The sequence below is a fragment of the Alkalibaculum bacchi genome (genome assembly GCF_937875145.1).
Lineage (GTDB): Bacteria > Bacillota > Clostridia > Eubacteriales > Alkalibacteraceae > Alkalibaculum > Alkalibaculum bacchi_A.
The window spans coordinates 1-23,770 of record NZ_CALNCS010000241.1; the positions used below are offsets into that span (position 1 = coordinate 1).

A 23,770-nucleotide genomic window follows, 5' to 3' on the forward strand; every position below is an offset into this window, starting at 1 on the left:
GATATTGGCGCTTCTACTGGTGGATTTACGGATTGTATGCTTCAAAATGGGGCAGTAAAAGTCTACGCTATCGATGTAGGATATGGTCAATTAGACTATAGACTAAGGCAAGATTCAAGGGTAATTTCTATGGAAAGAAAGAACTTTAGACATATGACTTTTGATGAAATTGGAGAAGAAGTAGATCGAGTGACTATGGATGTATCTTTTATTTCTATTACAAAATTATTAGATAATGTACGTTTGTTTTTAAAAGAGTTAGGAGAAGGCATTGTATTAATTAAGCCACAATTTGAGGCCGGAAAAGAATTTGTAGGAAAAAATGGAATCGTAAGAGATAGAGAAGTTCATAAAAAAGTTCTCCTAGATATTATAGAAGAATTGCAAAAAAAAGGCTTTTCCATATTAGGTTTAGATTTTTCTCCTGTAAAAGGCACAAAGGGAAATATTGAATACATTTGTCACATAAGAAAAGAAAATATAGAAACGATGGAAAAGATAGACTACTATGAGCTAATTGAACGAATTGTATCCTCTTCACATGAAAATTTGGATTAGATAGATAAGCTAGGAGCGTAGAAAATGAAGGACATAGGTATTTATTTAAATACAATGAAAGAAGATAGCTATTATTATGGTAATTATATTATAGATCAATTATACAGTATGGGCGTTCATACTTACACAACCCAAGAGATTAATGACAAATTAAAAAATAAGAAGGCAATAATAGATGAAGAGTTTCTCTTTGATAAGACTCAGTGCATTATCGTATTAGGCGGCGACGGTACTATGTTGGCAGCCGTTCGAAAAAGCTCACATAGACATATTCCCATTATAGGCATTAACTTTGGAAAAATTGGGTTTTTAACAGAGGTAGAAGAAAAAGATATTGACATTACATTGGATCGTCTGATAAAAAAAGAATATACCATTGAAAAACGAATGATGTTAGAAGTAGATCTAAATAATGGAAGTGAGTGCTGTCTTGCTCTAAATGATATCGTTATAAGTCGAGGGTCTGATTCTAGGCTCATTACCATGAATACTTATATTAACGAACAACTAGTAGAAGCTTATAGAGCTGATGGTTTAATCATATCTACACCAACAGGCTCTACAGCCTACTCTTTAGCAGCAGGAGGACCTATAGTAGAACCAGAGTGCAATGTTATGGTCCTAACGCCTATATGCCCCCATTCTTTACACAATAACAGGAGCATTATACTCAATGGCTCAAAACAAATAGATGTAATGGTAGTGGGTAAAGGGGATGAACACAGTGTGGCTACAATAGATGGTCAGATTTTCATCAATTTAGAGAGTAATAAAAGGGTGACCATTCGAAGGTCTTCTTCAGAAGCACACTTAATAAAATTCAATGAAAACAACTTTTTTGAAGTATTGCGATATAAGCTTTCTGAGAAAAAATAGGGAGAGGGAGATTTTTTGAAAATCAGTAGACAATCAAAGCTTCTTGAAATTATAGAAAATGACCCAATAGAAACCCAAGAGGAGTTAGCGCGTAGGTTGAAAGAAAGCGGTTTCAATGTAACACAAGCGACTATTTCTAGGGATATTAAGGAACTAAAAATTATTAAGGTACTTAACGAGGAAGGCAAATATCACTATGCTCCATTTAGAGATACGAACTCAGAAGGTAATGAAGTCAATGAACGAATTGTCAATGTCTTTAGAGAAGCGGTAATCAGCATAGATTATAGTGGAAATATGATTGTGCTCAAAACCTTATCAGGAACGGCTATGGGCGCAACAGCTGCTATAGACGCTATGGCGTTACCAGATGTAGTGGGCTGTATAGCTGGCGATGACACCATATTTGCTTTAGCCCGCAGCGAAGACAAAGTAGCTAATTTGGTCACAAGATTTCGAAAGATGATGCGATAAGAGCGTAGCCTGGGGGCATTGCTCTAGGGTCCGTTTTAAGTTCTAAGCCATAAGTTCTAAGTAAAACCAATAGGTCACCATTGGTGACTTCATTTCTTACAACTTAGAACGTACAACTTATAACTGCAATTCGCTTACGCGAATTGCTTGGAGGTTTTATATATGTTACTTGAGCTAAATGTTAGAAATTTTGCCCTTATTGAACATTTGAATATTCAGTTTATAAATGGATTTAATGTCATAACTGGTGAGACTGGAGTTGGAAAGTCGATTATCTTAGATGCACTTACTATGTGCCTTGGGAATAGAGCTAGTAAGGATATTATTCGAAAAGGAAAAGATAAGATGACTTCCCAAGCCCTTTTTTTTATAGAGAATCCTCGAGGAGATCTTTTGGATTTTCTTCACAATTTGGGAATAGAAGATGTGAATAATATCATACTAACTAGGGAAGTTACTAAGAGTGGTAAAAGCATAGCTAGGATTAATGGCTTATTAGTTAATGTAAATGACCTTCGCACAGTAGGATCTTTGTTAGTAGATATACATAGTCAAAGGGAGCATCAATCTCTTTTAGATAAAGGAAAACATATAAAAATACTAGATGAATACATTGGTAGTGAAGTAAAGGAAAAAATAGATATATTAAAGAGTAAGCTATCCTCATATAACAATTTAATGAAAAAAAGAGAGCGCATTATCAAAGAAGAAATGCAAATGGAAAGAGAAAAAGATCTCTTGGATTTTCAGTCAAAAGAGCTTTCAGACTTTCAATTAAAAGAAGGAGAAGATGAGATTTTAGAAAGTGAGTATAAATTGTTGAGCAATGGGGAAATGATTTATAATTACAGCAATCAAGCTCATGAAATGCTGTATTTAAATGAAGAATCCATATACAATCAATTGTCTGTTATCATTGATTTCGTAGAAAAAATACAAAGGATAGACCCAAAGATAGAGACAGATGTGCAACAATTAAAGGATGCTCGACTGTTAATAGAAGATACCTCTTTTTCCATAAGAGAATATAAGGATCAAATTCATTTTGATCAATTTGAATTAGAAAATTTAAATCAAAAAATAATAAAAATGGATCAATTAAAGAAAAAATACGGACCTGAGATAAGAGATATTTTAAAATATAAAGAGTATTTAAGGGAAAGACTAAATATAATAGAAAATAGAGAATATATATTAGAAAAAATAGAAGAAGATTTGAAACGAGCAAAAGAAGAATACTTAAAGGTCGCTAAAGAAATTTCGTCCATACGAAAAAAATATGCTCAAATTTTTGAAAAAAAGATTACTGCGGAGATTAAAGAATTAGCTATGGACAAGGCAATATTTAAAGTTCAACAAAGAATAGATAGGGACAAGTTTCATACAACAGGAATTGACGATATTGAATTTTATATAAAAAGCAATGTTGGGGAAGACTTTAAACCTCTGATAAAAACTGCCTCAGGCGGAGAATTATCTCGAGTGATTTTAGCCGTTAAAAGCGTAATCAATCTAACAGATCCTATAGATACGTTGATTTTTGATGAAATCGATACGGGTATTAGTGGCAGAAGTGCTCAAGTAGTAGCTCAAAAAATGGATGGCATTTCTAAATCCACTCAAGTAATCTGTATTTCTCACTTGCCACAAATTGCTTCTATGGCAGATGCCCATTATAATGTAAAAAAGGAAAGTAAAGGAGAGTATACGTATACCATTTTTAGCAAATTAAATTTTGAACAACGCTGTGTAGAACTTGCCAAAATGACTAGTGGTGCGGAAGTGACTCAAAAAAGCATTGAACATGCAAAGGAAATGTTATCTATGAATGGTAAAAATAAATGAAGGTACAAATACTTACCTGCTTCAAAACAGAATAGTAAACATGGTCAAGGAGAAAATAGACTTATACTCTAAAAGGAGGTGAGGTTCTTTCGTGAGAGAGAAATTAAGCCGAAAGAGAATAAGTCTTTTTTTTATTTGTGTTACCCTCGTATTTGGTGTTTTATCTCTTGTAGTATGTAGTTATTTTGTACCACGTGAGTTGTACTTATTAAAAGGCAAAGACAGTGTTATTGAATATGGCTTGCCGGTAACAGTGAACATAACCAGTGAAAATAACGAAATATTACAAGTAAATGGAAATATTGCTACAGAATACGATGTAAAATTAGATGAGCCTGTTACGGTTAAAAGCGACGAGGCAGGTATCGTCGATTTAAAATTAAAGATTTTTGGAATTTTACCAACAAGTGTACAAGTTAAAGTTTTACCAGATCTCAAATTATACCCAGGTGGACAATTAGTAGGAGTAAAGCTTGAAACAGAGGGTGTAGTAATCGTTGGGTTACAAGAGTTAGAAGGGGCAGATGGAGGAATGTATAATCCAGGTGACGAAGCAGGTTTAATGCTTGGAGACATACTGTATAAGGTTAATAACAAAAATGTCAATACTGCAGAAGAAGTAATCCAACAAATCAATAATTTAGATAAAGAAACAGTAAAAGTAGAGATTTTGAGAAATAAAGAAAAAAAGAGTCTCGAAATCTCACCCGTAAAATGTAAATCAGACAATCAATATCGGCTTGGCTTATGGGTAAGAGATAATACGGCAGGGATTGGTACGATGACGTTTTTTGAAGGTGTAACCAATAAATTTGGCGCTTTAGGTCATCCTATAACGGATATAACGACAAATATTACTATACCAGTAAAAGATGGTTCGATAGTATCGTCTAAAGTTCTATCTATTTTACCAGGAAAATCTGGAACTCCTGGCGAGATTAGAGGGATTTTTTATAATGAAGATAAAACCCTAGGGCACTTATCGAAAAATACCGAAAACGGTATCTTTGGTAAACTGACAGAAAATCTTAAAAATGAACAGTATAGTAAGCCATTAGAGATAGCCCTTCAAAATGAAGTGAAAGTAGGACCAGCAAAGATATTAACAACTCTTGAAGATAAAGTAGAATCTTTTGATGTGTATATTGAAGAAGTGAATAAACAAACTCAAAAAGATGGCAAAGGTATGGTAGTTAGAGTAACAGATGAAAGGCTTCTCAAAGAAACCGGTGGAATTATACAAGGTATGAGTGGAAGTCCTATTATACAAGACGAAAAGATTGTAGGAGCAATAACTCATGTCTTCGTAAATGATCCTACAAAAGGATATGGAATCTTTATTGAATGGATGCTCGATGAAGCTGGATTAGTTGTTGTCGAATAAGTGAAAAAAAGATAAGAAATGTAAAATCTGACGTTTTTCATAGGAAAAAGCTGGTAAACAGAGAAATATATTATATAATGAAAGAAAATAGTGGGGAAATTAATTTATTATCAAAAAGGGGGACATTTGAGTGAAACTACATACAGTAGTCATTGCAGATGACAATAAAGATTTTAATAATTTAGTGGGAGATTATATTGATAAAGAAGGCACCTTTGAAGTAGTTGGAAAAGCTTATAATGGAAATGAATTATTAGAGATAGCGAAAAATGAAAAGCCAGATATTATTATATTAGATGTAATTATGCCTGAATTAGATGGATTAGGTGTACTAGAAAAAATCAATAATGGATTTTTACCTTATGAACCCAAGATTATCATGCTATCCGCTGTAGGACAAGATAAGATTACAAAGAGAGCTATGGCCTTAGGAGCAGATTATTATATTGTAAAACCATTTGAATTAGATTCTTTAGTCAATCGAATGCGCCAATTAGTAGACAATACTTTTGAATTTGACAATGAGGTTCGAAAAGAATTTGTCAATGAAAAAGGGGTAAAGAAAAATTTTCAATATGAAATTACGACTATACTACATGAAATTGGGGTTCCTGCTCATATTAAAGGTTATATGTATTTAAGAGAAGCAATACAAATGGTCATCGATGATTTAGATTTTTTAACAGCAGTTACTAAGGAATTGTATCCATCTATCGCCCATAAACACAATACTACAGCAAGTAGAGTAGAAAGAGCCATTCGCCATGCAATTGAAGTGGCATGGTCAAGAGGTAGGGTAGAGACCATTGATAGTATATTTGGATATACGATCGATAATCACAAAGGGAAACCGACAAACAGTGAATTCATTGCTATGGTTGCAGATAAATTAAGATTAGAAAATTACCATTTTGCTCAATTTTAATTTTTATCAGTGTAAAAAATCTTTATGTTAAAAAATCAAAAGGTGATATTCCAAAGTATAAATTACTTGTTCTTACATGAATACTAAGGTGTTTTTTTATGTATTTTTTTGTAAAGAGAATACCCATATGCTACAATTAAATAATACATAAAGTTTAGCATGCGTTTATAAATACGTATGCTACTTTAGGCTAATTTTTTATTTTATTAGGAGGAAAAAATGAAAGAACTAGTAAACGTAGGAGTATCAAACAAACATATTCATTTATCTCAAGAACATTTAGAAATACTATTTGGAGAAGGTCACAAGCTAACACCTATGAAGGATTTATCTCAACCAGGACAATTCGCTTGTGAAGAAAAAGTTGATGTTCAAGGACCTAAAGGCACAATTAAAGGCATTCGTATATTAGGACCTGTACGAAACGAAACTCAAATTGAAGTTGCATTAGGTGATACTTTTGCATTAGGAGTAAAAGCACCTATTCGAAACTCTGGTGATATTGCAGGTTCTGCAGGAGCTAAAATCATTGGACCAAAAGGTGAAGTAGAAATCAGCGAAGGTATAATCGTTGCTGCAAGACATATTCATATGAGCCTTCAAGATGGAGAAGACTTCGGCGTAAAAGATAAAGATCTTGTTAGCGTAGTTACAGAAGGCGAAAGAAGCCTACAATTTAACAATGTACTAGTAAGAGTAGGAGCAGACTATGCACTAGATATGCACCTAGACATGGAAGAAGCAAACGCAGCAGGCTTAAAAAATGGAGACCAAGTAAAGATAGTAAAATAAGCTACCAACCACCAGCACTACGCCACCGTTGGTGGCATTTTTTATTAAGTGGGAAAGTCCTGCTTTTTCTCCTAACTTCTGTCAGTCATCCTGAGCAAAATCGAAGGATCTCACCAATCTTATATTAGAGAATATACTTCTATACAAACGTACACCTTAATCCCTAAATTGTGAGATCCTTCGTCGCTTTGCTTCTTAGAATGACTACGGTAGTTTAGTAGAGACGGTTTTATGTAATTATATAAAGAGTTCCGCTATCTGCATTCCGCTTTCTGCCTTTTCAAAACTTTACACCATAACATTTCTAATGTAAAATAAAAAAGTACGAAAAAATCAAACTACAAAATAAAAGAGGAGGTGTCCTATGCCAGATCCTATAGCTTTTGAAATTTTTGGATATTCTATTCGTTGGTATGGTGTTTTAATATCTTTGGCCATGCTCTTAGGAGTATCTATAGCTCTAAGGCGTGGAAAAAAGAAAAACATAATTGGAGATGATTTGCTCGATGTCCTTATTGTGGCGATTCCTTGTGCAATTCTTGGTGCTAGAATATGGTATGTGCTTTTTAGTTTAGACTATTATTTAAAAGTGCCTAGTGAAATCATAGCCATATGGCACGGTGGTTTGGGTATACATGGTGGTATAATAGGTGGCATTTTAAGTGGATATATTGTGTGTAAACACAAGAAAATAGACTTTCTTACGGCATTAGATGTAGTAGCGCCGGCTTTTCCATTAGGGCAAGCTATCGGTAGGTGGGGCAATTATTTTAATCAAGAAGCATATGGGAGAGAGACTTCCCTTCCATGGGCTATTACGGTAAATGACCCCGTAAAAGGGCTTATACAGGTTCATCCTACTTTCTTTTATGAATCCATATGGAATTTGCTCGTCTTAGGATTACTCTTAATCTATGAGAGAAAATATAAAAAATCTGAAGGAGAGCTTATAGCTCTATATGCCATTGCCTATTCGATAGGAAGGTTCTTTATTGAGGGACTTCGCACAGATAGCTTGTATTTTATGGGACTGCGTACAGCACAGTTAGTGAGTATTGGGGCAATCATTATTGGAGCCTTGCTTCTAGCCAGATTAAGAAAAGGTACTAAGAAGATGTAAAATAGAATAGAAAAAGACATGAATAAAACAGGGGAATTGCATGTCGTATTTTGTCGCAAAAAGAAGACTATTTAAAAAGTCTTCTTTTTTTTTATTTTTCAAACAGATTGAATCTTGTTTAAAGTGGGTAGGGGTGGTATAATGTGGTTAAATGTGGGGAGAAAATGGGGTGAAGTGTGTGTTTATTGGAGAGTATCAACATAATATCGACGATAAAGGCAGACTTACTATGCCCTCAAAGTTTAGAGAAGCATTAGGTGAAAGCTTTATTCTCACAAAAGGTATGGACAAGTGTTTATTCATTTTTCCACGTGATGAATGGTCCACATTTGAAGAAAAATTAAAAACCCTACCCATCTCAAGTAAAGACGCAAGAGCATTTACTCGTTTTTTCTTTGCTGGAGCTGCTGAATGCGAATTAGATAAGCAGGGAAGAATAATGGTACCTTCTAATTTGCGAAATTATGCAGGCGTTTCTAAGGAAACGTATATTATTGGTGTTTCCAGTAGATTAGAAATATGGAGTAAAGAAAATTGGGAAGACTACAATGAAGACGACGACTTAAGTTACGATGCCATAGCAGAGAAGATGAGCATGTTAGGCATTTAAAAGAGGTGGAAAGATGGAATTAACACATACTTCGGTCTTATTAGAAGAATGTATACAAGGATTAGAAATTAAAAAAAATGGAATTTACGTAGATTGTACTTTAGGCGGAGCAGGGCATAGCAAAGAAATTGGTAAAAAATTAGGCCCTAATGGAACCCTTATTGGAATTGATCAAGATGATTACGCTTTAAAAAAAGCGAATCTACGTTTAGAAAACTTATCTTGCAAGAAAAATCTTGTCAGAGATAATTTTCAAAACATCAAAGAGGTCTTAAAGACACTAAGCATTGAAAAAGTCGATGGTATTTTGATGGATTTAGGCGTATCCTCTTTTCAATTAGACGATGGAGACAGAGGGTTTTCCTATAATCAAGATGCCCCATTAGATATGAGAATGGATAAGAGAAGTCCTTTTTCTGCTTATGAATTAGTCAATGAATACGACGAGAGAGAACTTTTTCGAATCATCAAATCCTATGGGGAAGAAAAATTTGCTTCTAGGATAGCTAGAGAAATCATTAAAAGTAGAGAATTATCGCCAATTGAGACTACTGGCCAATTAGTGGACATTATAAAAAAATCGATACCTGCTAAGGCGAGAAGGGAAGGCCCTCATCCTGCAAAGAGGACTTTTCAAGCCATACGCATTGAAGTCAATAGAGAACTTGAAATTTTAAGGGACGCAATAAAGGATTCTGTTTCTGTATTAAATCCAAATGGTAGAATTTGCATCATTACCTTTCATTCTTTAGAAGACCGGATTGTAAAACAGACTTACAAAGAATTGACAAATCCTTGTACATGTCCTCCTGATTTCCCCCAATGTATCTGCGGAAATGAACCTATTGTAGAAATTATTACGAGAAAGCCAATTTATCCTTCGGAAGAAGAATTGATAAATAACCCCCGTTCAAGAAGCGCAAAGCTGAGAATTGCAAAAAAAATATAGTATAATTTGTATAGGAGTGAAATATGATGGTAATATCAGAGAAAAGAAAATATAATGTGTATTTAGAGGAAGATTCAGACATTACAGTAGCAAAAATAAGAGATAAATACGAAAAGAAAAAACCAAGAAAAAAGACTATGAAGCCTGTTTCTAAATTAGGTTATCTTTTTATAGTTGGTCTATCTTTTATACTCTGTACCATGCTCCTAGGACAGCATGCTAGAATCAATACCCTAAACAATGAAATTATTAGTTTAGAAGGAGAACTAAAAGAAGTTCAAATGCTTAACGACAGCAAAGAAGGTTCCTTGCTTTCAAGCTTTGATTTAGATGCAATTGAAAAGACTGCAAAAGAAGAACTGGGAATGGTAGAGCCTACTCCTGAACAATATACATATTTAGCAGTAGAAGACTCAAGCTTAAGCGCAGACGCTGCTGAGGAAGAACATTCAATACAAGAAGCCCGAGCTGAAGGATCGTGGTTCACGAGACTCATTGACTAATTGGAGGGGATGACTTGTCCATATATCATTTGAGAAGAAGAAAAAGGCTTATTTTTGCCTTTTTTGTTTTTGCTGCATTATTTCTTGTTTTAGCCATTAGATTAACATCTATTCAGGCTTTTGATTCCATCAATCTTACGGATGAACAAATTGATCAGTTGATGGGAGAAATTCCTCTTACGGCAACGAGAGGAGATATATACGATAGAAATATGAATATACTCGCAAAAGATGCTTCTGCTAGTGCTATTTATGTTAGACCTAAAGATGTAAAAAAACCAGAAGAGATAGCTGACTATTTAAGCGAAGTACTTGAATTAGATCGGGAAAAACTATACAAAAAAATTACGGATAAAAGCCAATGGATATCTTTAATCGAAAGAAAAGTAGATAACGACATTGCCTTTGATATTCGAAATAAAAAGTTTAAGGGTGTCGAGATTTCAGAAGATAAAAAGAGATATTATACTAACGGCAATTTTGCCTCTTATGTATTAGGATTTACAGGTACAGATCATCAGGGGCTTTACGGGATAGAGAGTGTATTCAATAATGTATTAAGCGGTGAAGATGGAGTACTAGTATACGAAAAAGATGGCTTAAGCCAAAAGGTAGCATCTGGTTATCAAGTTCGAATTAAACCAGATGAGGGGGATAATGTAGTCCTAACGATAGACAGCATCATTCAGCACTTTCTAGAATCTCAATTAGAAAAGACTATGGACGAATTTGACTCAAAACGAGTTATCGCCATTGCAATGGATCCCAGTACTGGTGAAATACTAGCAATGAGCAGTAAACCAGATTACAATTTAAATGATCCAAGAACCGTTTCTAAACTCTTTGAAAGCAAAATGTCTACAGAGTTAGAGGGGATGGATTTAGGAAAAAAGCAACTGGAAATGTGGAAGAATCCAGCTGTTACTTTTAACTACGAACCAGGATCTACCTTTAAACCAATTACGGCTGCAGCAGCTCTAGAAGAAGGTGCAGTAACTGCTCAAACTAGTTTCTTTGATAAAGGTTATATTATAATAGACGGCCAACAAATAAAATGTCATATCTTCCCACGAAGTCATGGTTCACAAACTTTTGTAGAAGCCGTTGCCAACTCTTGCAATCCAGTCCTTGTAGAGACCGTCATGCGCATGGAACCAGTAACTTTTTATAGATACATATACAATTTTGGCTTTGGAGACCAGACGGGAATACAATTAGATGGAGAACAGGCAGGAATCGTGCCAAATAACAACGATAAGCTCATTAATTATGTGCCTAAATCTTACGGGCAAGGTATTTCTGTTACACCTATCCAGCTCATTAGTGCATTATCTGCTGTTACTAATGACGGCAAGTATATGCAGCCTAATATTGTTAAGTACATACTTTCAAGTGACAATAACGAAATTATAAAAGAATACAAACCAGAACAAATTCGACAAGTAGTATCTGAAGATACTGCCAATATCGTTCAAGATATTCTAAAGCTAGTAGTATCTAATTCAGAAAATTTATCTAGTATGTCTGCCTATAAGATAGGTGGCAAAACAGGAACGGCACAAAAGATCATTAATGGTGCTTACGCTAGTGGATTGTATATTACATCTTTCTTTGGATATGCTCCAGTAGATGATCCAAAGATTGCTGTACTCTATATCGTTGATGAACCAAAGGGTTATGGTGTATACGGAAGCAATACAGCCGCACCTCACGCCATTGAATTTATGAACAATACTCTAGATTATCTAAATGTACCAGGAGGTAAAGGTGAGAGTTTAGAAGATAGCAGTATCGTGCCAGATTTGAGAAATCAAGAATTAGATTTAGCAAAAGAGGTTTTAAATTATCTAAAATTGAAATATGAAATAGCTGGAGAGATTCAATCTGGCTATATTGTAAATCAAGATCCTATGCCAGGTGAGCTCATTAAAGAAGATACTGTTATCAAATTGACTTTAGGAGAAGAGATTACACAAGAGAAAGAAGAAGTAGTCACTGTGCCAAATGTCATGGATATGACTGTGCAACAGGCAAACGAAACACTAAGTCGAGTTGGGTTAAAACTTGCCATAACAGGAGCTGGTGGAGTGTCAACTCAACAATCTCCACTGGCTGGAGAACAAGTTCAAAAGGGCTCAGAAATTGTAGTAGAGTTTAAACCTTTAGAATGATAAAAAGCCTTGACTCTGTCAAGGCTTTCCTTGTAAATAGGAAAGTTTTATTTTTAACTCTAGTTCCTGCTTAAGTCTAGAATACAGGATTGGATCTTGACATGCTCCTGTTTTGTCATCCTGAGCACCAGCGAAGGATCTTGACCCAAAAGGAATACCCTAATACTAATGATAAAAAGGATAATTTCTATATTAATACTTATCATTAGGGGGTTGGATTATGATTTTAAAGAAGCTTTTAGAGAGTCTAGATTACGAGTTGGTAAGTGGCAATTTAAATGTAGATGTGGAAAAAGTTGTTTGTGATTCGAATGCAGTCATTCAAAAAAGTGCTTTTATAGCCATTCCTGGTTATAAAGTAGATGGACACAATTATATTTCAACTGCCATTTCAAAAGGCGCTAAGGTAATTATCTTAGAGCAAGAACCAAAAAAAATTTTTAATGAAATTACTTATATAAAAATACCGAATACGAGAATGGGCTTGTCACAAATAGCGAATAATTTTTATAAGAATCCATCTTCTAAGTTAAAGGTGATTGGCATAACAGGAACCAACGGAAAGACTAGCACAAGTATGATGGCACAAAATATATTAGAATGTAGTGGAAAAAAGATAGGAATCATAGGAACCATAGGAAGTTTTATTGATGATGAAAAAAGAGAATTAAAAAATACCACTCCTGAGTCTATTGAACTGCAGGAAATCTTAAGTGTTATGGTAGAAAAAAATATGGAGTACGCCATTATGGAAGTATCTTCCCACGCGCTTCAACTAAATCGTGTAACAGGTATTGAATTTTCTCATGGCGTGTTTACAAATCTAACACAAGATCATCTAGATTTTCATGTCACTATGGAAAAGTACTTCCAACAAAAACAAAAATTATTCTATATGACTTCAGGTTACAATATCATAAACATTGATGATTCTTATGGGCGAATCTTAAGCCGAACCCTACAGGCAAATAACAAGAAAGTGGTAACTTATGGACTAGGAAAATCTGCAGATTTACATGCAGTCGATATGGTATACTCAATGGATGGTGTAGATTTTACCCTTCGTTTTCGCGATTTAAGACAAAGAATTCATTGTCCAATACCAGGAAAGTTTACACTTTACAATGTACTTGCAGCTATAGCCATTGCCATTTGCGAAGAAGTCCCATTAAAGACCATTGCAAAAGCTCTAAAAAACATGCCAACAGTGCCAGGTAGAATTGAAAGGATAAGGGTAGATACTCCCTATCAAGTGATTATCGATTTTGCACATAGCCCTGATGGTTTGCAGAATATTATTTGTTCTTTAAAAGAAACCGTAGAGGGTAGACTCATTACTTTATTTGGCTGTGGTGGTGACAGAGATAAAACGAAGCGGCCTATTATGGGTAAGATCGCAGGAGATTTGAGTGATTACTGTATTGTAACTTCAGATAATCCGCGATCAGAAGATCCAGATAAAATTATTGAAGATATCTTAGACGGTGTAAAAGAAACGCAGTGCCCTTATATAGCTATAACGGATCGAAGAGAAGCGATTAAGTTTGCCCTTACTATGGCAAAGGAAAAGGACATAATTTTACTCGCAGGAAAAGGTCATGAAACCTATCAGATATTAAAAGATAGAGTAATCGAATTTAATGAAAAAAACATTGTAAAGGAGCTACTAGAAGAATGAGACCAATAAATACAGAAGAAATTGCACAAGTGACGGGAGGGAAGGTCCTTTATAATCAAAAGCCCACAAAAGTAAAGAGTGTTTGTATCAATAGTAGGGAAGCAAAAGAAGGAGCGCTTTTTGTAGCCATTAAGGGAAGCCGAGTGGACGGACACGATTATATTTTAGATGCTATAAAAAGAGGGGCAGTAGCAGTTCTCGTAGAAAAAGAAGTAGAACCAGTAGAAGACGCAGTGCTAATCTTAGTAGAAGACAATTATGCTGCCTTGCAAGCATTGACTAGGTATTATAGAAAAAAATTAGAAATTCCAATAATAGCTCTTACGGGAAGCAGCGGCAAAACTACTACAAAAGACATTATATACTCTGTATTGAGACAGAAGTATAAAGTCCATCGAACAATGGGAAATCAAAACAACGATTTGGGTGTGCCCCTTACCATTTTTGGTATAGAAGAAGACACAGAAATAGCTGTAGTAGAAATGGGAATGGATCATTTAGGGGAAATTAGTCATTTGGTTCATATGGCTTATCCAGATATATCTATTATAACCAATATTGGTGTAACTCATATGGAAAATTTAAAAAGCCAAGAAAATATTTTTAAAGCAAAATGCGAAATTTTTGAGACTCTTACAAAAGATCAAATGGCCATTGTAAATGGTGATGATCCTTACTTGTCTACAGTAAAAGGGGAACAATTTAATGTGGTGCAAATCGGGTTAAATAAGAAAGATTTTCCTCTTTTCGCACATGATATTAAGTCAAATTCTTCAGGATTAGAGTTTACAGTATGTTATAATGGAGAATGCAAAAAAATTCAGTTTAAGTTTCCTGGAATACACAATGTATATAATTGCTTATTTGGCATTTATTTAGGTCTTCATTTTAACTTAACCTTTGATGAGATCCAAAAGGGCCTAATGGAGTACTTTCCAAGTAATAATAGAATGGACATTAGAAATATAAAGGGCGTTAAGATTATAAACGACACTTATAATGCAAATCCGGATGCGATGAAAGCGGCTTTAGGTGTTTTAATGGATTTTAAAGAAGATAAAGGAAGAGCTTTTGCTGTCATAGGAGATATGTTTGAAATTGGTGAGGAGTCTCGTACATATCATCTAGAAATAGGTTCTTTTATTGCGAAGTCGAATAAAGTTGATTATTTGGTAGCCGTTGGTTGTTTAGCCAAAGATTATTACAATGGTGCTTTAAAAAATGGAATGGATCCAGACTTTGTCTATTATTTTGAAAATAAAGCCCAAGCTGCACAATTTCTTCAAAAAAACATAAAATCAGAAGATGTACTCCTGCTAAAAGGTTCTAGAGGAATGTTCATGGAGGAGATACTCGAAACACTTGAGAGGAGTTCGTTTTAAATGTATTTAGTTTTACTTGCAACGATAATATCATTTGTCATAATGCTCATTATTGGCCCTTATTTTATTCCCTTCTTAAAAAAATTAAAATTTGGGCAGACTATTAGAGAAGAAGGACCACAAAGTCATATGGTGAAATCAGGTACTCCAACTATGGGGGGGCTCATGATTATACTATCTATTACAGCAACTTGTCTGTTGTTCTTGGCAAATAGATGGGAAGTAACTGTAGCTTTATTAGGTACCCTAGCTTTTGGCTTTATTGGATTTATTGATGACTTCATAAAAATTATCTTAAAGAGAAATTTAGGTCTTAAAGCTTATCAAAAGGTTGTTTTACAAGTAACTTTCGCAATGATTTTAGCAGTATATGCTGCTTATCATCCCAATATTGGAACCCATATGGCAGTTCCGTTTATAGATTCATTACTAGATTTTAAATGGCTCTATATCCCATTTACAGTAATATTTATTGTAGGTTTTGTTAATGCAGTAAATTTAACAGATGGATTAGATGGCTTGGCATCTGGGGCGAGTATGTTTGCAGCTGTATTTTTTGTTTTATCTTGCTTGTACAATGGGTATTATCAGCTGGCCTTATTTGCAGGTAGTGTAGTAGGTGCCTGTTTAGGGTTTTTAAAATTTAATATCTATCCAGCCAGAGTCTTTATGGGCGATACAGGTTCCATGGCACTTGGAGGTGCTTTGGTTTCTTTGGCTGTACTTACTAGAATGGAATTGTATTTCTTTGTAGTAGGAGGATTATTTTTAATAGAAGCCATTTCAGTAATAATACAAGTTTTCTATTTTAAAATGACTGGTGGAAAGAGGTTTTTTAGAATGGCTCCCATTCATCATCATTTCGAATTAAAAGGTTGGCATGAAAAGAAAGTTGTAATAGTATTCTGGTTTGTATCCGTTTGTTTGGCAGTTTTAGGATATGCAGGATTAATAATCAATATATAGGTGATAAGATGAGACAGAATTATTTAATAATGGGTTGTGCTAGAAGTGGCTTAGCTACAGCAAAATTTTTAGCAAATAAGGGAGAGCATGTCATATTGACTGACAGCAAAGAGGAAAGCAAAATTATTGAATCTTTTCCTCTAGTTCTTGAGCTTCAAAAAAATTCGAATATCAAACTGATTTTTGGTCAACAGCCTGATCTAAAAGTATTAGATGAAGTAAAAGAAATTATTATGAGCCCAGGAGTGCCACTAAACCTTCCTATATTGGAAAAAGCAAGAGAAGAAAAAATAAAGATAATAAGTGAAATTGAGTTGGCATATAGGTATAGTAAAGCACCAATCATTGCCATCACTGGAACCAATGGTAAGACCACTACCACAACCCTAGTAGGTGAAATTTTTAAAAATAGCGGAAGAAAAACCTTCGTCGTCGGCAATATTGGTGACCCAATCATTAATTATATAGAAGAAGCCAATGAAGAGGATGTGTTCATCGCTGAAATCAGTAGTTTTCAATTAGAGACCATTGAAAATTTTAAGCCTGTAATGACTACGATCTTAAATATTTCACCAGATCATTTAGATAGACATAAGACTATGGAAAATTACATTGATGCCAAATACCGAATCATAGAAAATATGAATGAGGAAAATATCTTCGTCCTAAACAAAGACGACTCTGTTTTATCTTTAAGAAAGACACCGAACGTAAAAGTTTTGGCGTTTAGTATAAAAGAAAAGGTTCGGCAGGGTGCCTATTATGATGGAGAGTCCATAATCTTAGTAGATCAAGATGAAGAGTACACAATATGTAAAAGAAAAGAACTAAAAATACCAGGTATGCACAATGTACAAAACGCTTTAGCTGCTGTGGTTCTCTCTTATTTTGGCGGCGTTAGTATACAAGTCATACAAGATACACTTCTTTCCTTTAAAGGAGTAGAACATCGCCTAGAATTTGTTAGTGAGATCGATGGAATCACTTTTATAAATGATTCTAAAGGCACAAATACAGATGCGAGCACCATTGCCATTAAAGCTTTTGATACGCCAATTGTCTTAATAGCTGGTGGATATGATAAGAAAGTCTCCTTTGATGAATGGATGGACAGTTTTGAGGGGAAAGTAAAATATCTAGTTGTATTAGGTGCTACGGCAGATCAAATTCTTGAGACTGCAGAACGCAAAAATTATGAAAATATTGAAAAAGTAAATACATTTGAAGAAGCTGTTTTAAAAGCCTACGAAAATGCCGAAAATGGAGACACTGTTCTTCTTTCACCTGCTTGTGCTAGTTGGGGAATGTTTGTGGATTTTGAAGAGAGAGGAAGAGTCTTTAAAGATATTGTGAAACATTTAGGAGGCAAATAAATGAGTGTGGAAAAGAAAAATGTTCAGAGGGTGAAGAACTCAAAGAAGTCCAAGAAGTCAAATCCTAGTGATTTTATTCTTATCTTTTGTATTATGAGTTTAGTCTGCATTGGTGTAATAATGGTATTTAGTGCCAGTATTTACACTTCGAGTATTGAATACAACGATCAATATCACCTGTTTAAAAAGCAATTGATATTTGCTCTAATTGGGACTGTTGCAATGATTATAACAAGTAAAATTGATTATAGAATCTATCAAAAATACAGCCGAGTTATTATGGGTATAGCCGTTGTTTTACTCATTTTAGTCCTCTTTGTAGGTACAAAGGCTAACGGTGCAAGAAGATGGTTTAATATTGCAGGAGTTAGTTTACAGCCTTCAGAGGTAGCAAAATATGCTGTGATTATATTTAGTGCTGCTAATATGACAAAGATGAAAGAAGAAATTAGGACTTTTACAAAGGGATTTTTGCCCTTTGTAGTCCTTATGGCTGTAATTTGTGGACTTATTTATCTACAGCCAAACTTAAGTACGGCTCTTGTTATGGCTTGTATTATCATCGCCATGTTCTTTATAGGTGGGGGAAATCTTGCCTATATTTTTGCCTCAGGAGGCTTGCTGGTTGTAGCAGCTCTTGCTGCTATGCTTCTTACTGGCTGGAGAAGTAATCGTCTAACTAGTTTCTTAGATCCAGAAGCAGATCTTGCAGGTGTAGGTTGGCAGACAAAACAATCTAAATTGGCGTTAGGTTCTGGAGGGATTTTTGGTCAGGGACTCGGCAATGGAAAACAAAAGATGTTCTACTTGCCAGAAGCACAAAATGACTTTATCTTTGCACATATTGGAGAAGAACTTGGCTTAATAGGAACCCTTTTAATACTAGCTCTCTTTTTGCTCTTAATATGGAGGGGTCTTCGCATCGCCTTGTATGCTCCTGATACATTTTCATCCTTAATCTCTTTTGGAATCATCTTTATGGTGGCCATACAAGTAATTATTAATGTTTGCGTAGTCACTCAGCTCATTCCTGTAACGGGTATGCCTCTGCCCTTTATTAGTGCAGGTGGTTCTTCTTTAATTTTCTTAATGGCAGGTATGGGCATCTTGTTAAATATTTCGAAAAAGACACCTATTAGTAGGAGGTAATTTATGAAAGTAGTAATAGCTGCAGGAGGAACTGGTGGTCACATTTATCCAGGGATTGCCATAGCTAATTATATTAGAGATAAAGATCCAAATAGTCACATTCTCTTTATAGGGACTAGTAAAGGTTTAGAAAAAGAGCTGGTGCCTAAAGAAGGATACGATATACAGCTCATTCGAGTAAAGGGCTTTGAAAGAAAGCTGAGCCTAGATACCTTAAAGACCATAAGGGAATTGTTCTTAGGGCTAGGAGATGCTAAGAAAATCATAAAAGACTTTAAGCCAGATGTAGTAGTGGGTACAGGTGGGTATGTATGTGGTCCCGTATTGTTTTCCGCTTGGCTAGCTAAAGTGCCAACATTAATTCACGAACAAAATGCATTTCCGGGTGTTACGAATCGCATTTTATCTCGACTTGTAGATAAAGTAGCTTCTAGCTTTCCGGAAGCCATAAAGTATTTTAAGCATAAAGACCGGGTTGTGGTTTCTGGCAATCCAATACGGAGTGAGTTTAAAGAAAAAAACAGGGAACATGCTAGAAAAAAACTATCCATTCCAATGAATAAAAAGTTGATCGTCGTTACAGGTGGAAGCCAGGGAGCTCAAAGCATTAACAAAAGCATGATCCATGTAATCAAAGAATTAAAAGATCGACCAGATATTCATATCGTACACGTTACAGGCAAAAAACAGCATGAAAAAGTGCTGGATGGTTTAAAAACAGAAAATATTGACCCATCTACATTAAAAAATATTGAGATTGTACCTTATACCTTTGATATGGCTACTCTATATAAGGCTAGCGATTTAATTATTGCAAGAGCTGGAGCTATGACCATATCAGAGATTACAGCTGTAGGCAGGAGTTGTATTTTGATTCCTTATCCCTATGCTACAGATAATCATCAAGAATTTAATGCAAGGGTTATTGCAGATAAAGAAGGAGGAGTCCTTATTCTAGATAAAGATCTAAATGGACAGCTATTAATAGATACCATAAAAGATCTTATGAAAGATACGAAAAAACTTAGAGAAATGGAAAATATCACATCAAAACTAGGTATTTTAAACGGTGACGACATCATTTATAATGAAATTAAGACATTGGCTCTTAAGTAATTGTAACATCCCATAGCCTTTGGGAATATGATGGAGTAGATTATCCTTTATTTTTCTGGAGGTGTGTTAATGAGTAAGTACGTCGTAAAAGGTGGTAATCGTTTAGAAGGTGAAGTAAGCATTCAAGGTTCAAAAAATGCTGCTCTACCTATTTTAGCTGCAACTGTGCTCAATCAAGGGGAAAGTATTATTTCTAATGTTCCTGATATTCACGATGTAGATGTTATGATAAAGATTCTAAAGTCCATAGGTTGCCGAGTACAAAAAGAAGGTAATCTTTTAGTCGTAGATTCTAGTAATGTGAGCTCCGTCGAAGTATCAGAATCCTTGGTAAGAGAAATGAGATCCTCTATTATTTTATTGGGAGCTCTTTTGTCAAAGCACAAAGAAACTGTATTTTCCTATCCTGGTGGCTGCGATATCGGTTTACGTCCTATTGATATACACTTAATGGGCCTTAGAAAACTAGGTGCAGAAATTACAGAATCACATGGTTACATATACTGTAAGGCGGATAAACTCTATGGAAATAATATTACATTAGATTTTCCTAGTGTAGGAGCAACAGAAAATATCATGTTAGCGGCTAGTCTAGCAGAAGGCGAAACCATTATACGAAACGCAGCGAAGGAGCCAGAAATAGCAGATTTACAAAATTTCATTAACGCCATGGGTGGAAATGTATCTGGTGCAGGATCAGGGCATATCGTCATTAAAGGTGCGTCAAAGCTAAACGATGTAAAATACCGGGTAACAAGTGATCGTATTGTAGCAGGTACATATTTAGCCGCTTCTGCAATTACGGAAGGTAATGTTTTGTTAAGAGATGTAGCAATAGAAGATTTGCGGGCAGTTTGTGCAAAATTAGCAGAGACTGGGTGTAAAATTACAGTAGGTGAAAATGGAGAAGTTTGGGCTCGTGGACCAAAGACAATTCAACCTATCGAATCTTTGATCACACAACCTTATCCAGGTTTTCCAACGGATATGCAAGCTCAGGTTTTAGCACTACTTACCTTGGCCAACGGCACTAGTGTTGTAAATGAGACCATATTTGAAAGCCGATACAAACACGTACCTGAATTAATTCGAATGGGAGCCCATGTAAAGATTGAAGGTAGAATAGCAATTGTACAAGGGGTCAAAAAATTAATGGGTGCAGATGTTAAGTCTACAGATTTACGAGGAGGCGCTTCTCTCATTTTAGCTGGTTTAGCTGCAGAAGGTACAACTACAATACATAGTATTGATCATATACATCGAGGTTACGAAAAATTAGATGAGAACCTTCGCTCCTTAGGGGCAAACATCATAAGACAAGAGGAATGATATCAGTGATAATACAAAAGAGAAAAAAGTTTCATAAACGACGACATAATAAGAAAAATTATGTTACACTGGTAATAATATTATTTTTATTGATTATTATGACCGTTTATTTTGTATTATTTACGGATTTTTTTAATATATCGAAAATAGATGTAAATGATAATAAAATCGTTTCGAATGATGAAATAATCCTTAAATCCGCTTTAAGAGATGGTCAAAATATATTTCGATTTAATAAAAAGCAAGTAATAAATTCTATAGAGAAGATTCCTTATATAAAAAGTGCTAGTCTAGTGAGGGTATTCCCAAGCACTGTAAAAATTTATATTGAAGAAAGAGATATTATTGGTGCTATTTTTTATGAAAACACATTTGTATTTGTGGATAATGAGCAGGTCGTTTTAGAAGTGAATCAGAAACTATCTAATACGACCATACCCATTATCACTATTAAGGAAGATGCAGTAGGTACAATTGTAGTAGGAGACCAGTTGCAAATCAATCCGGAATGGGTAAAAAAAGAAGTCTTTGACATACTAAATATACTTCAACAAGAAAAATTGTTAGGATATATTTCTGAAATCAATATCACGGAAGACAATTTATTTTACCTCTATACAAAAAAGGGTAGTCTCATTAAAGTAAAGAATAGCGATACCGTTAATGAAAAGTTGGGTTTTATTTCAACCTATCTGGTTAAAAAAGATGAACGTATGATTGTCGATTTGACACATGGAGGAAATCCTACTTATATCCCGAGATAAATTAAGGAGAGAATAAATGGACAAGTCAAAGGGAAGTACCTGGATAACGATTATATGCATTATCATTGGAATTATGATTGCTCTACAGATGAAGTCCATAGGAAATTTAGGCGGCCTTGTGACCACACAAAGAGCAGATGAAATGCTCATTGAGATTAATGAGATGGAAAAAGAAAATGAAAAATTAATTCAAAAAGTAAATGAATTAGAAAACAGTATAAGTGTATTTGAAAATCAAGCTGCAGATAACAATGAAGTAGTAGAGAAAATGCTAAAAGACGCAAATATGGCAAAAGCGCAAGCAGGCTACACAGATTTAGTTGGTCCTGGAGTACTTATTGCACTTGATTATACAGACGATGACGGTTTTGATCCATTTACTTTTAACTCTGAGCTTTTACTGCTACTCGTAAATGAATTAAATGCTTCCGGCGCAGAAGCCATATCTATAAATGGGGAGAGAATTGTTAATACATCGGAAATACGACTAGCCGGTAATCACATTAATATTAATGGAAAAAAGAATGCTTATCCCTTTGTGTTTAAAGTCATAGGAGATTCAAAAACATTATCTTCTGCTCTTAATATAAGAGGGGGGATATTTGATCTTTTGGAACTAAATTATATTGAGGTGACTTTAGAAGAATCAGATAAACTTACAGTACCAAGATACAACGGGACCCTTAACTTTACTCATGCTAAGCCTGTAGAGAAATAGTGAGGTCTTCAATATGATGAAAAAAATACTAACGTTTGTGACATTTATTCTATGCATATTGGTGGGGGCTGTCTTCACGCCAACCATATTAGATAAGGACATGCTCCTAGGGAATCATAATATTACAACTCCAAAAGTCATATATGATTATCAACAAGAAATCGATAATCTAAAAGTTCAAAACAAAGAGTTGAATGTAAATATAGAAAACTTAGAATCTAAACTTGAAAACTATGAAAATGGAGAAGAAGTAGATTACAAATTATTGCAAAAGGAATTGTTCAATGAAAACATAATCTATGATATAATACTAGGTAATACTGATGTAGAAGGACCAGGAGTAGAAGTCCTTATGTCAGATAGTGATGAAGAGATTACAATTGGAGACGATATTTCAAATTATATTATTCATAATAGCAATGTGCTCAAAATTGTGAATGAATTAAAATATGCTGGTGCAGAAGTGATTGCTATCAATGGATACCAATTATCTTGGGATTCTAATATCGATTGTGCGGGACCGGTAATATATATTGACGATTTTATTGCAGGGACGCCTTTTAAAATTGAAGCCATAGGAAATCAACAAAAGATGATGGCGACATTAGAGGCAGACGATAGTTACTATGTAGAGCTATCTCGATTCAGCAAGATTAACATTAGTTTAAGAGAAAAGGATAATATAGTTCTTAAAAAGAACTAATATTATAAAGGTGAAAGTAGTATGTTTTTACCAATTCTAGGCTTGTTTATAGGAGTTTTGATAGGATTTATCGTACCTTTTGATTTGCCTACTACATATGCTTCTTATATGTCTGTAGCATTGTTGGCGGCGCTGGATTCTGTTTTTGGCGGAATTAGAGCAGAGCTAGAAAATCATTTTGATTCAGGTATATTTATATCCGGATTTTTTGGAAATGCCATAATAGCAGCATTCCTAGCGTATCTAGGTGATCGTCTTGGAATTCCACTGTATTATGCGGCAATCTTTACTTTTGGTACGAGATTATTTCAAAATTTTGCTATCATCAGAAGAATCATTATAAAGAAATTACAAGAGAAACGTAAAAAAAATTAAAGTGTACATG

General features: G+C 34.7%; 23 protein-coding genes. All 23 read left to right on the forward strand.

All coding sequences use genetic code 11. The features are described 5' to 3' along the window. A partial coding sequence (locus Q7P22_RS13820; protein WP_303864996.1) for a TlyA family RNA methyltransferase occupies window positions 1–558 on the forward strand: 558 nt, incomplete at its 5' end. Window positions 559–582: 24 nt separating this feature from the next. Next, window positions 583–1,434 (forward strand): NAD(+)/NADH kinase, encoded by an 852-nt coding sequence (locus Q7P22_RS13825; RefSeq protein ID WP_303864997.1) that lies wholly within the window; start codon window positions 583–585, stop codon window positions 1,432–1,434. Between the two features lie 15 nt (window positions 1,435–1,449). Further along, window positions 1,450–1,908, forward strand: a complete 459-nt coding sequence (locus tag Q7P22_RS13830; RefSeq protein ID WP_113921074.1) for an arginine repressor — start codon at window positions 1,450–1,452, stop codon at window positions 1,906–1,908. 162 nt (window positions 1,909–2,070) lie between these two features. Continuing rightward, the gene (recN, locus tag Q7P22_RS13835; RefSeq protein ID WP_113921075.1) at window positions 2,071–3,753 is read left to right on the forward strand and encodes a DNA repair protein RecN; all 1,683 of its coding nucleotides are present in this window, start codon (window positions 2,071–2,073) and stop codon (window positions 3,751–3,753) included. 91 nt (window positions 3,754–3,844) lie between these two features. Next, the gene (spoIVB, locus tag Q7P22_RS13840) at window positions 3,845–5,137 is read left to right on the forward strand and encodes a SpoIVB peptidase (RefSeq protein ID WP_303864998.1); all 1,293 of its coding nucleotides are present in this window, start codon (window positions 3,845–3,847) and stop codon (window positions 5,135–5,137) included. Between the two features lie 130 nt (window positions 5,138–5,267). Continuing rightward, window positions 5,268–6,062: a sporulation transcription factor Spo0A gene (gene spo0A / locus Q7P22_RS13845; protein WP_113921077.1), complete on the forward strand. Its 795-nt coding sequence runs from the start codon at window positions 5,268–5,270 to the stop codon at window positions 6,060–6,062. Between the two features lie 219 nt (window positions 6,063–6,281). Next, window positions 6,282–6,854: a phosphate propanoyltransferase gene (gene pduL, locus Q7P22_RS13850; protein ID WP_303864999.1), complete on the forward strand. Its 573-nt coding sequence runs from the start codon at window positions 6,282–6,284 to the stop codon at window positions 6,852–6,854. A gap of 364 nt (window positions 6,855–7,218) precedes the next feature. Beyond that, a complete protein-coding gene (gene lgt, locus Q7P22_RS13855; RefSeq protein WP_113921079.1) occupies window positions 7,219–7,974 on the forward strand; it encodes a prolipoprotein diacylglyceryl transferase in 756 nt (251 codons plus the stop codon). A 178-nt stretch (window positions 7,975–8,152) separates the two neighbouring features. Then, window positions 8,153–8,584, forward strand: coding sequence for a division/cell wall cluster transcriptional repressor MraZ (mraZ, locus tag Q7P22_RS13860; RefSeq protein WP_113921144.1), 432 nt, complete (start codon window positions 8,153–8,155; stop codon window positions 8,582–8,584). 13 nt (window positions 8,585–8,597) lie between these two features. After that, complete coding sequence (gene rsmH / locus Q7P22_RS13865) at window positions 8,598–9,533, forward strand: 16S rRNA (cytosine(1402)-N(4))-methyltransferase RsmH (RefSeq protein WP_303865000.1); 936 nt, start codon at window positions 8,598–8,600, stop codon at window positions 9,531–9,533. Window positions 9,534–9,556: 23 nt separating this feature from the next. Continuing rightward, complete coding sequence (locus tag Q7P22_RS13870) at window positions 9,557–10,036, forward strand: hypothetical protein (RefSeq protein WP_146953635.1); 480 nt, start codon at window positions 9,557–9,559, stop codon at window positions 10,034–10,036. A gap of 14 nt (window positions 10,037–10,050) precedes the next feature. Continuing rightward, window positions 10,051–12,207: a penicillin-binding transpeptidase domain-containing protein gene (locus Q7P22_RS13875; RefSeq protein ID WP_303865001.1), complete on the forward strand. Its 2,157-nt coding sequence runs from the start codon at window positions 10,051–10,053 to the stop codon at window positions 12,205–12,207. A 220-nt stretch (window positions 12,208–12,427) separates the two neighbouring features. Beyond that, window positions 12,428–13,885 carry a UDP-N-acetylmuramoyl-L-alanyl-D-glutamate--2,6-diaminopimelate ligase gene (locus tag Q7P22_RS13880; RefSeq protein WP_303865002.1) on the forward strand — a complete coding sequence of 486 codons (1,458 nt, stop codon included), beginning with the start codon at window positions 12,428–12,430 and terminating at the stop codon, window positions 13,883–13,885. Beyond that, a complete protein-coding gene (gene murF / locus Q7P22_RS13885; RefSeq protein WP_303865003.1) occupies window positions 13,882–15,267 on the forward strand; it encodes a UDP-N-acetylmuramoyl-tripeptide--D-alanyl-D-alanine ligase in 1,386 nt (461 codons plus the stop codon). Before Q7P22_RS13880 ends, murF begins: the two co-directional genes overlap by 4 nt. Continuing rightward, the gene (gene mraY / locus Q7P22_RS13890) at window positions 15,268–16,233 is read left to right on the forward strand and encodes a phospho-N-acetylmuramoyl-pentapeptide-transferase (RefSeq protein WP_113921085.1); all 966 of its coding nucleotides are present in this window, start codon (window positions 15,268–15,270) and stop codon (window positions 16,231–16,233) included. 8 nt (window positions 16,234–16,241) lie between these two features. Beyond that, on the forward strand, window positions 16,242–17,606 hold the full coding sequence (murD, locus tag Q7P22_RS13895) for a UDP-N-acetylmuramoyl-L-alanine--D-glutamate ligase (protein WP_303865004.1): 1,365 nt from the start codon (window positions 16,242–16,244) through the stop codon (window positions 17,604–17,606). Continuing rightward, complete coding sequence (ftsW, locus tag Q7P22_RS13900; protein WP_113921087.1) at window positions 17,607–18,755, forward strand: putative lipid II flippase FtsW; 1,149 nt, start codon at window positions 17,607–17,609, stop codon at window positions 18,753–18,755. A 3-nt stretch (window positions 18,756–18,758) separates the two neighbouring features. Then, a complete protein-coding gene (gene murG / locus Q7P22_RS13905) occupies window positions 18,759–19,871 on the forward strand; it encodes an undecaprenyldiphospho-muramoylpentapeptide beta-N-acetylglucosaminyltransferase (RefSeq protein WP_113921088.1) in 1,113 nt (370 codons plus the stop codon). Window positions 19,872–19,940: 69 nt separating this feature from the next. Next, window positions 19,941–21,200, forward strand: a complete 1,260-nt coding sequence (gene murA / locus Q7P22_RS13910) for a UDP-N-acetylglucosamine 1-carboxyvinyltransferase (protein ID WP_113921089.1) — start codon at window positions 19,941–19,943, stop codon at window positions 21,198–21,200. Next, window positions 21,197–21,964: a cell division protein FtsQ/DivIB gene (locus Q7P22_RS13915; RefSeq protein ID WP_303865005.1), complete on the forward strand. Its 768-nt coding sequence runs from the start codon at window positions 21,197–21,199 to the stop codon at window positions 21,962–21,964. Before murA ends, Q7P22_RS13915 begins: the two co-directional genes overlap by 4 nt. A gap of 16 nt (window positions 21,965–21,980) precedes the next feature. Next, a complete protein-coding gene (locus tag Q7P22_RS13920) occupies window positions 21,981–22,682 on the forward strand; it encodes a DUF881 domain-containing protein (protein ID WP_113921091.1) in 702 nt (233 codons plus the stop codon). 16 nt (window positions 22,683–22,698) lie between these two features. Beyond that, window positions 22,699–23,385 (forward strand): DUF881 domain-containing protein, encoded by a 687-nt coding sequence (locus Q7P22_RS13925; RefSeq protein ID WP_303865006.1) that lies wholly within the window; start codon window positions 22,699–22,701, stop codon window positions 23,383–23,385. A 21-nt stretch (window positions 23,386–23,406) separates the two neighbouring features. After that, window positions 23,407–23,760: a small basic family protein gene (locus tag Q7P22_RS13930; RefSeq protein WP_113921093.1), complete on the forward strand. Its 354-nt coding sequence runs from the start codon at window positions 23,407–23,409 to the stop codon at window positions 23,758–23,760. Window positions 23,761–23,770: the final 10 nt, after the last annotated feature.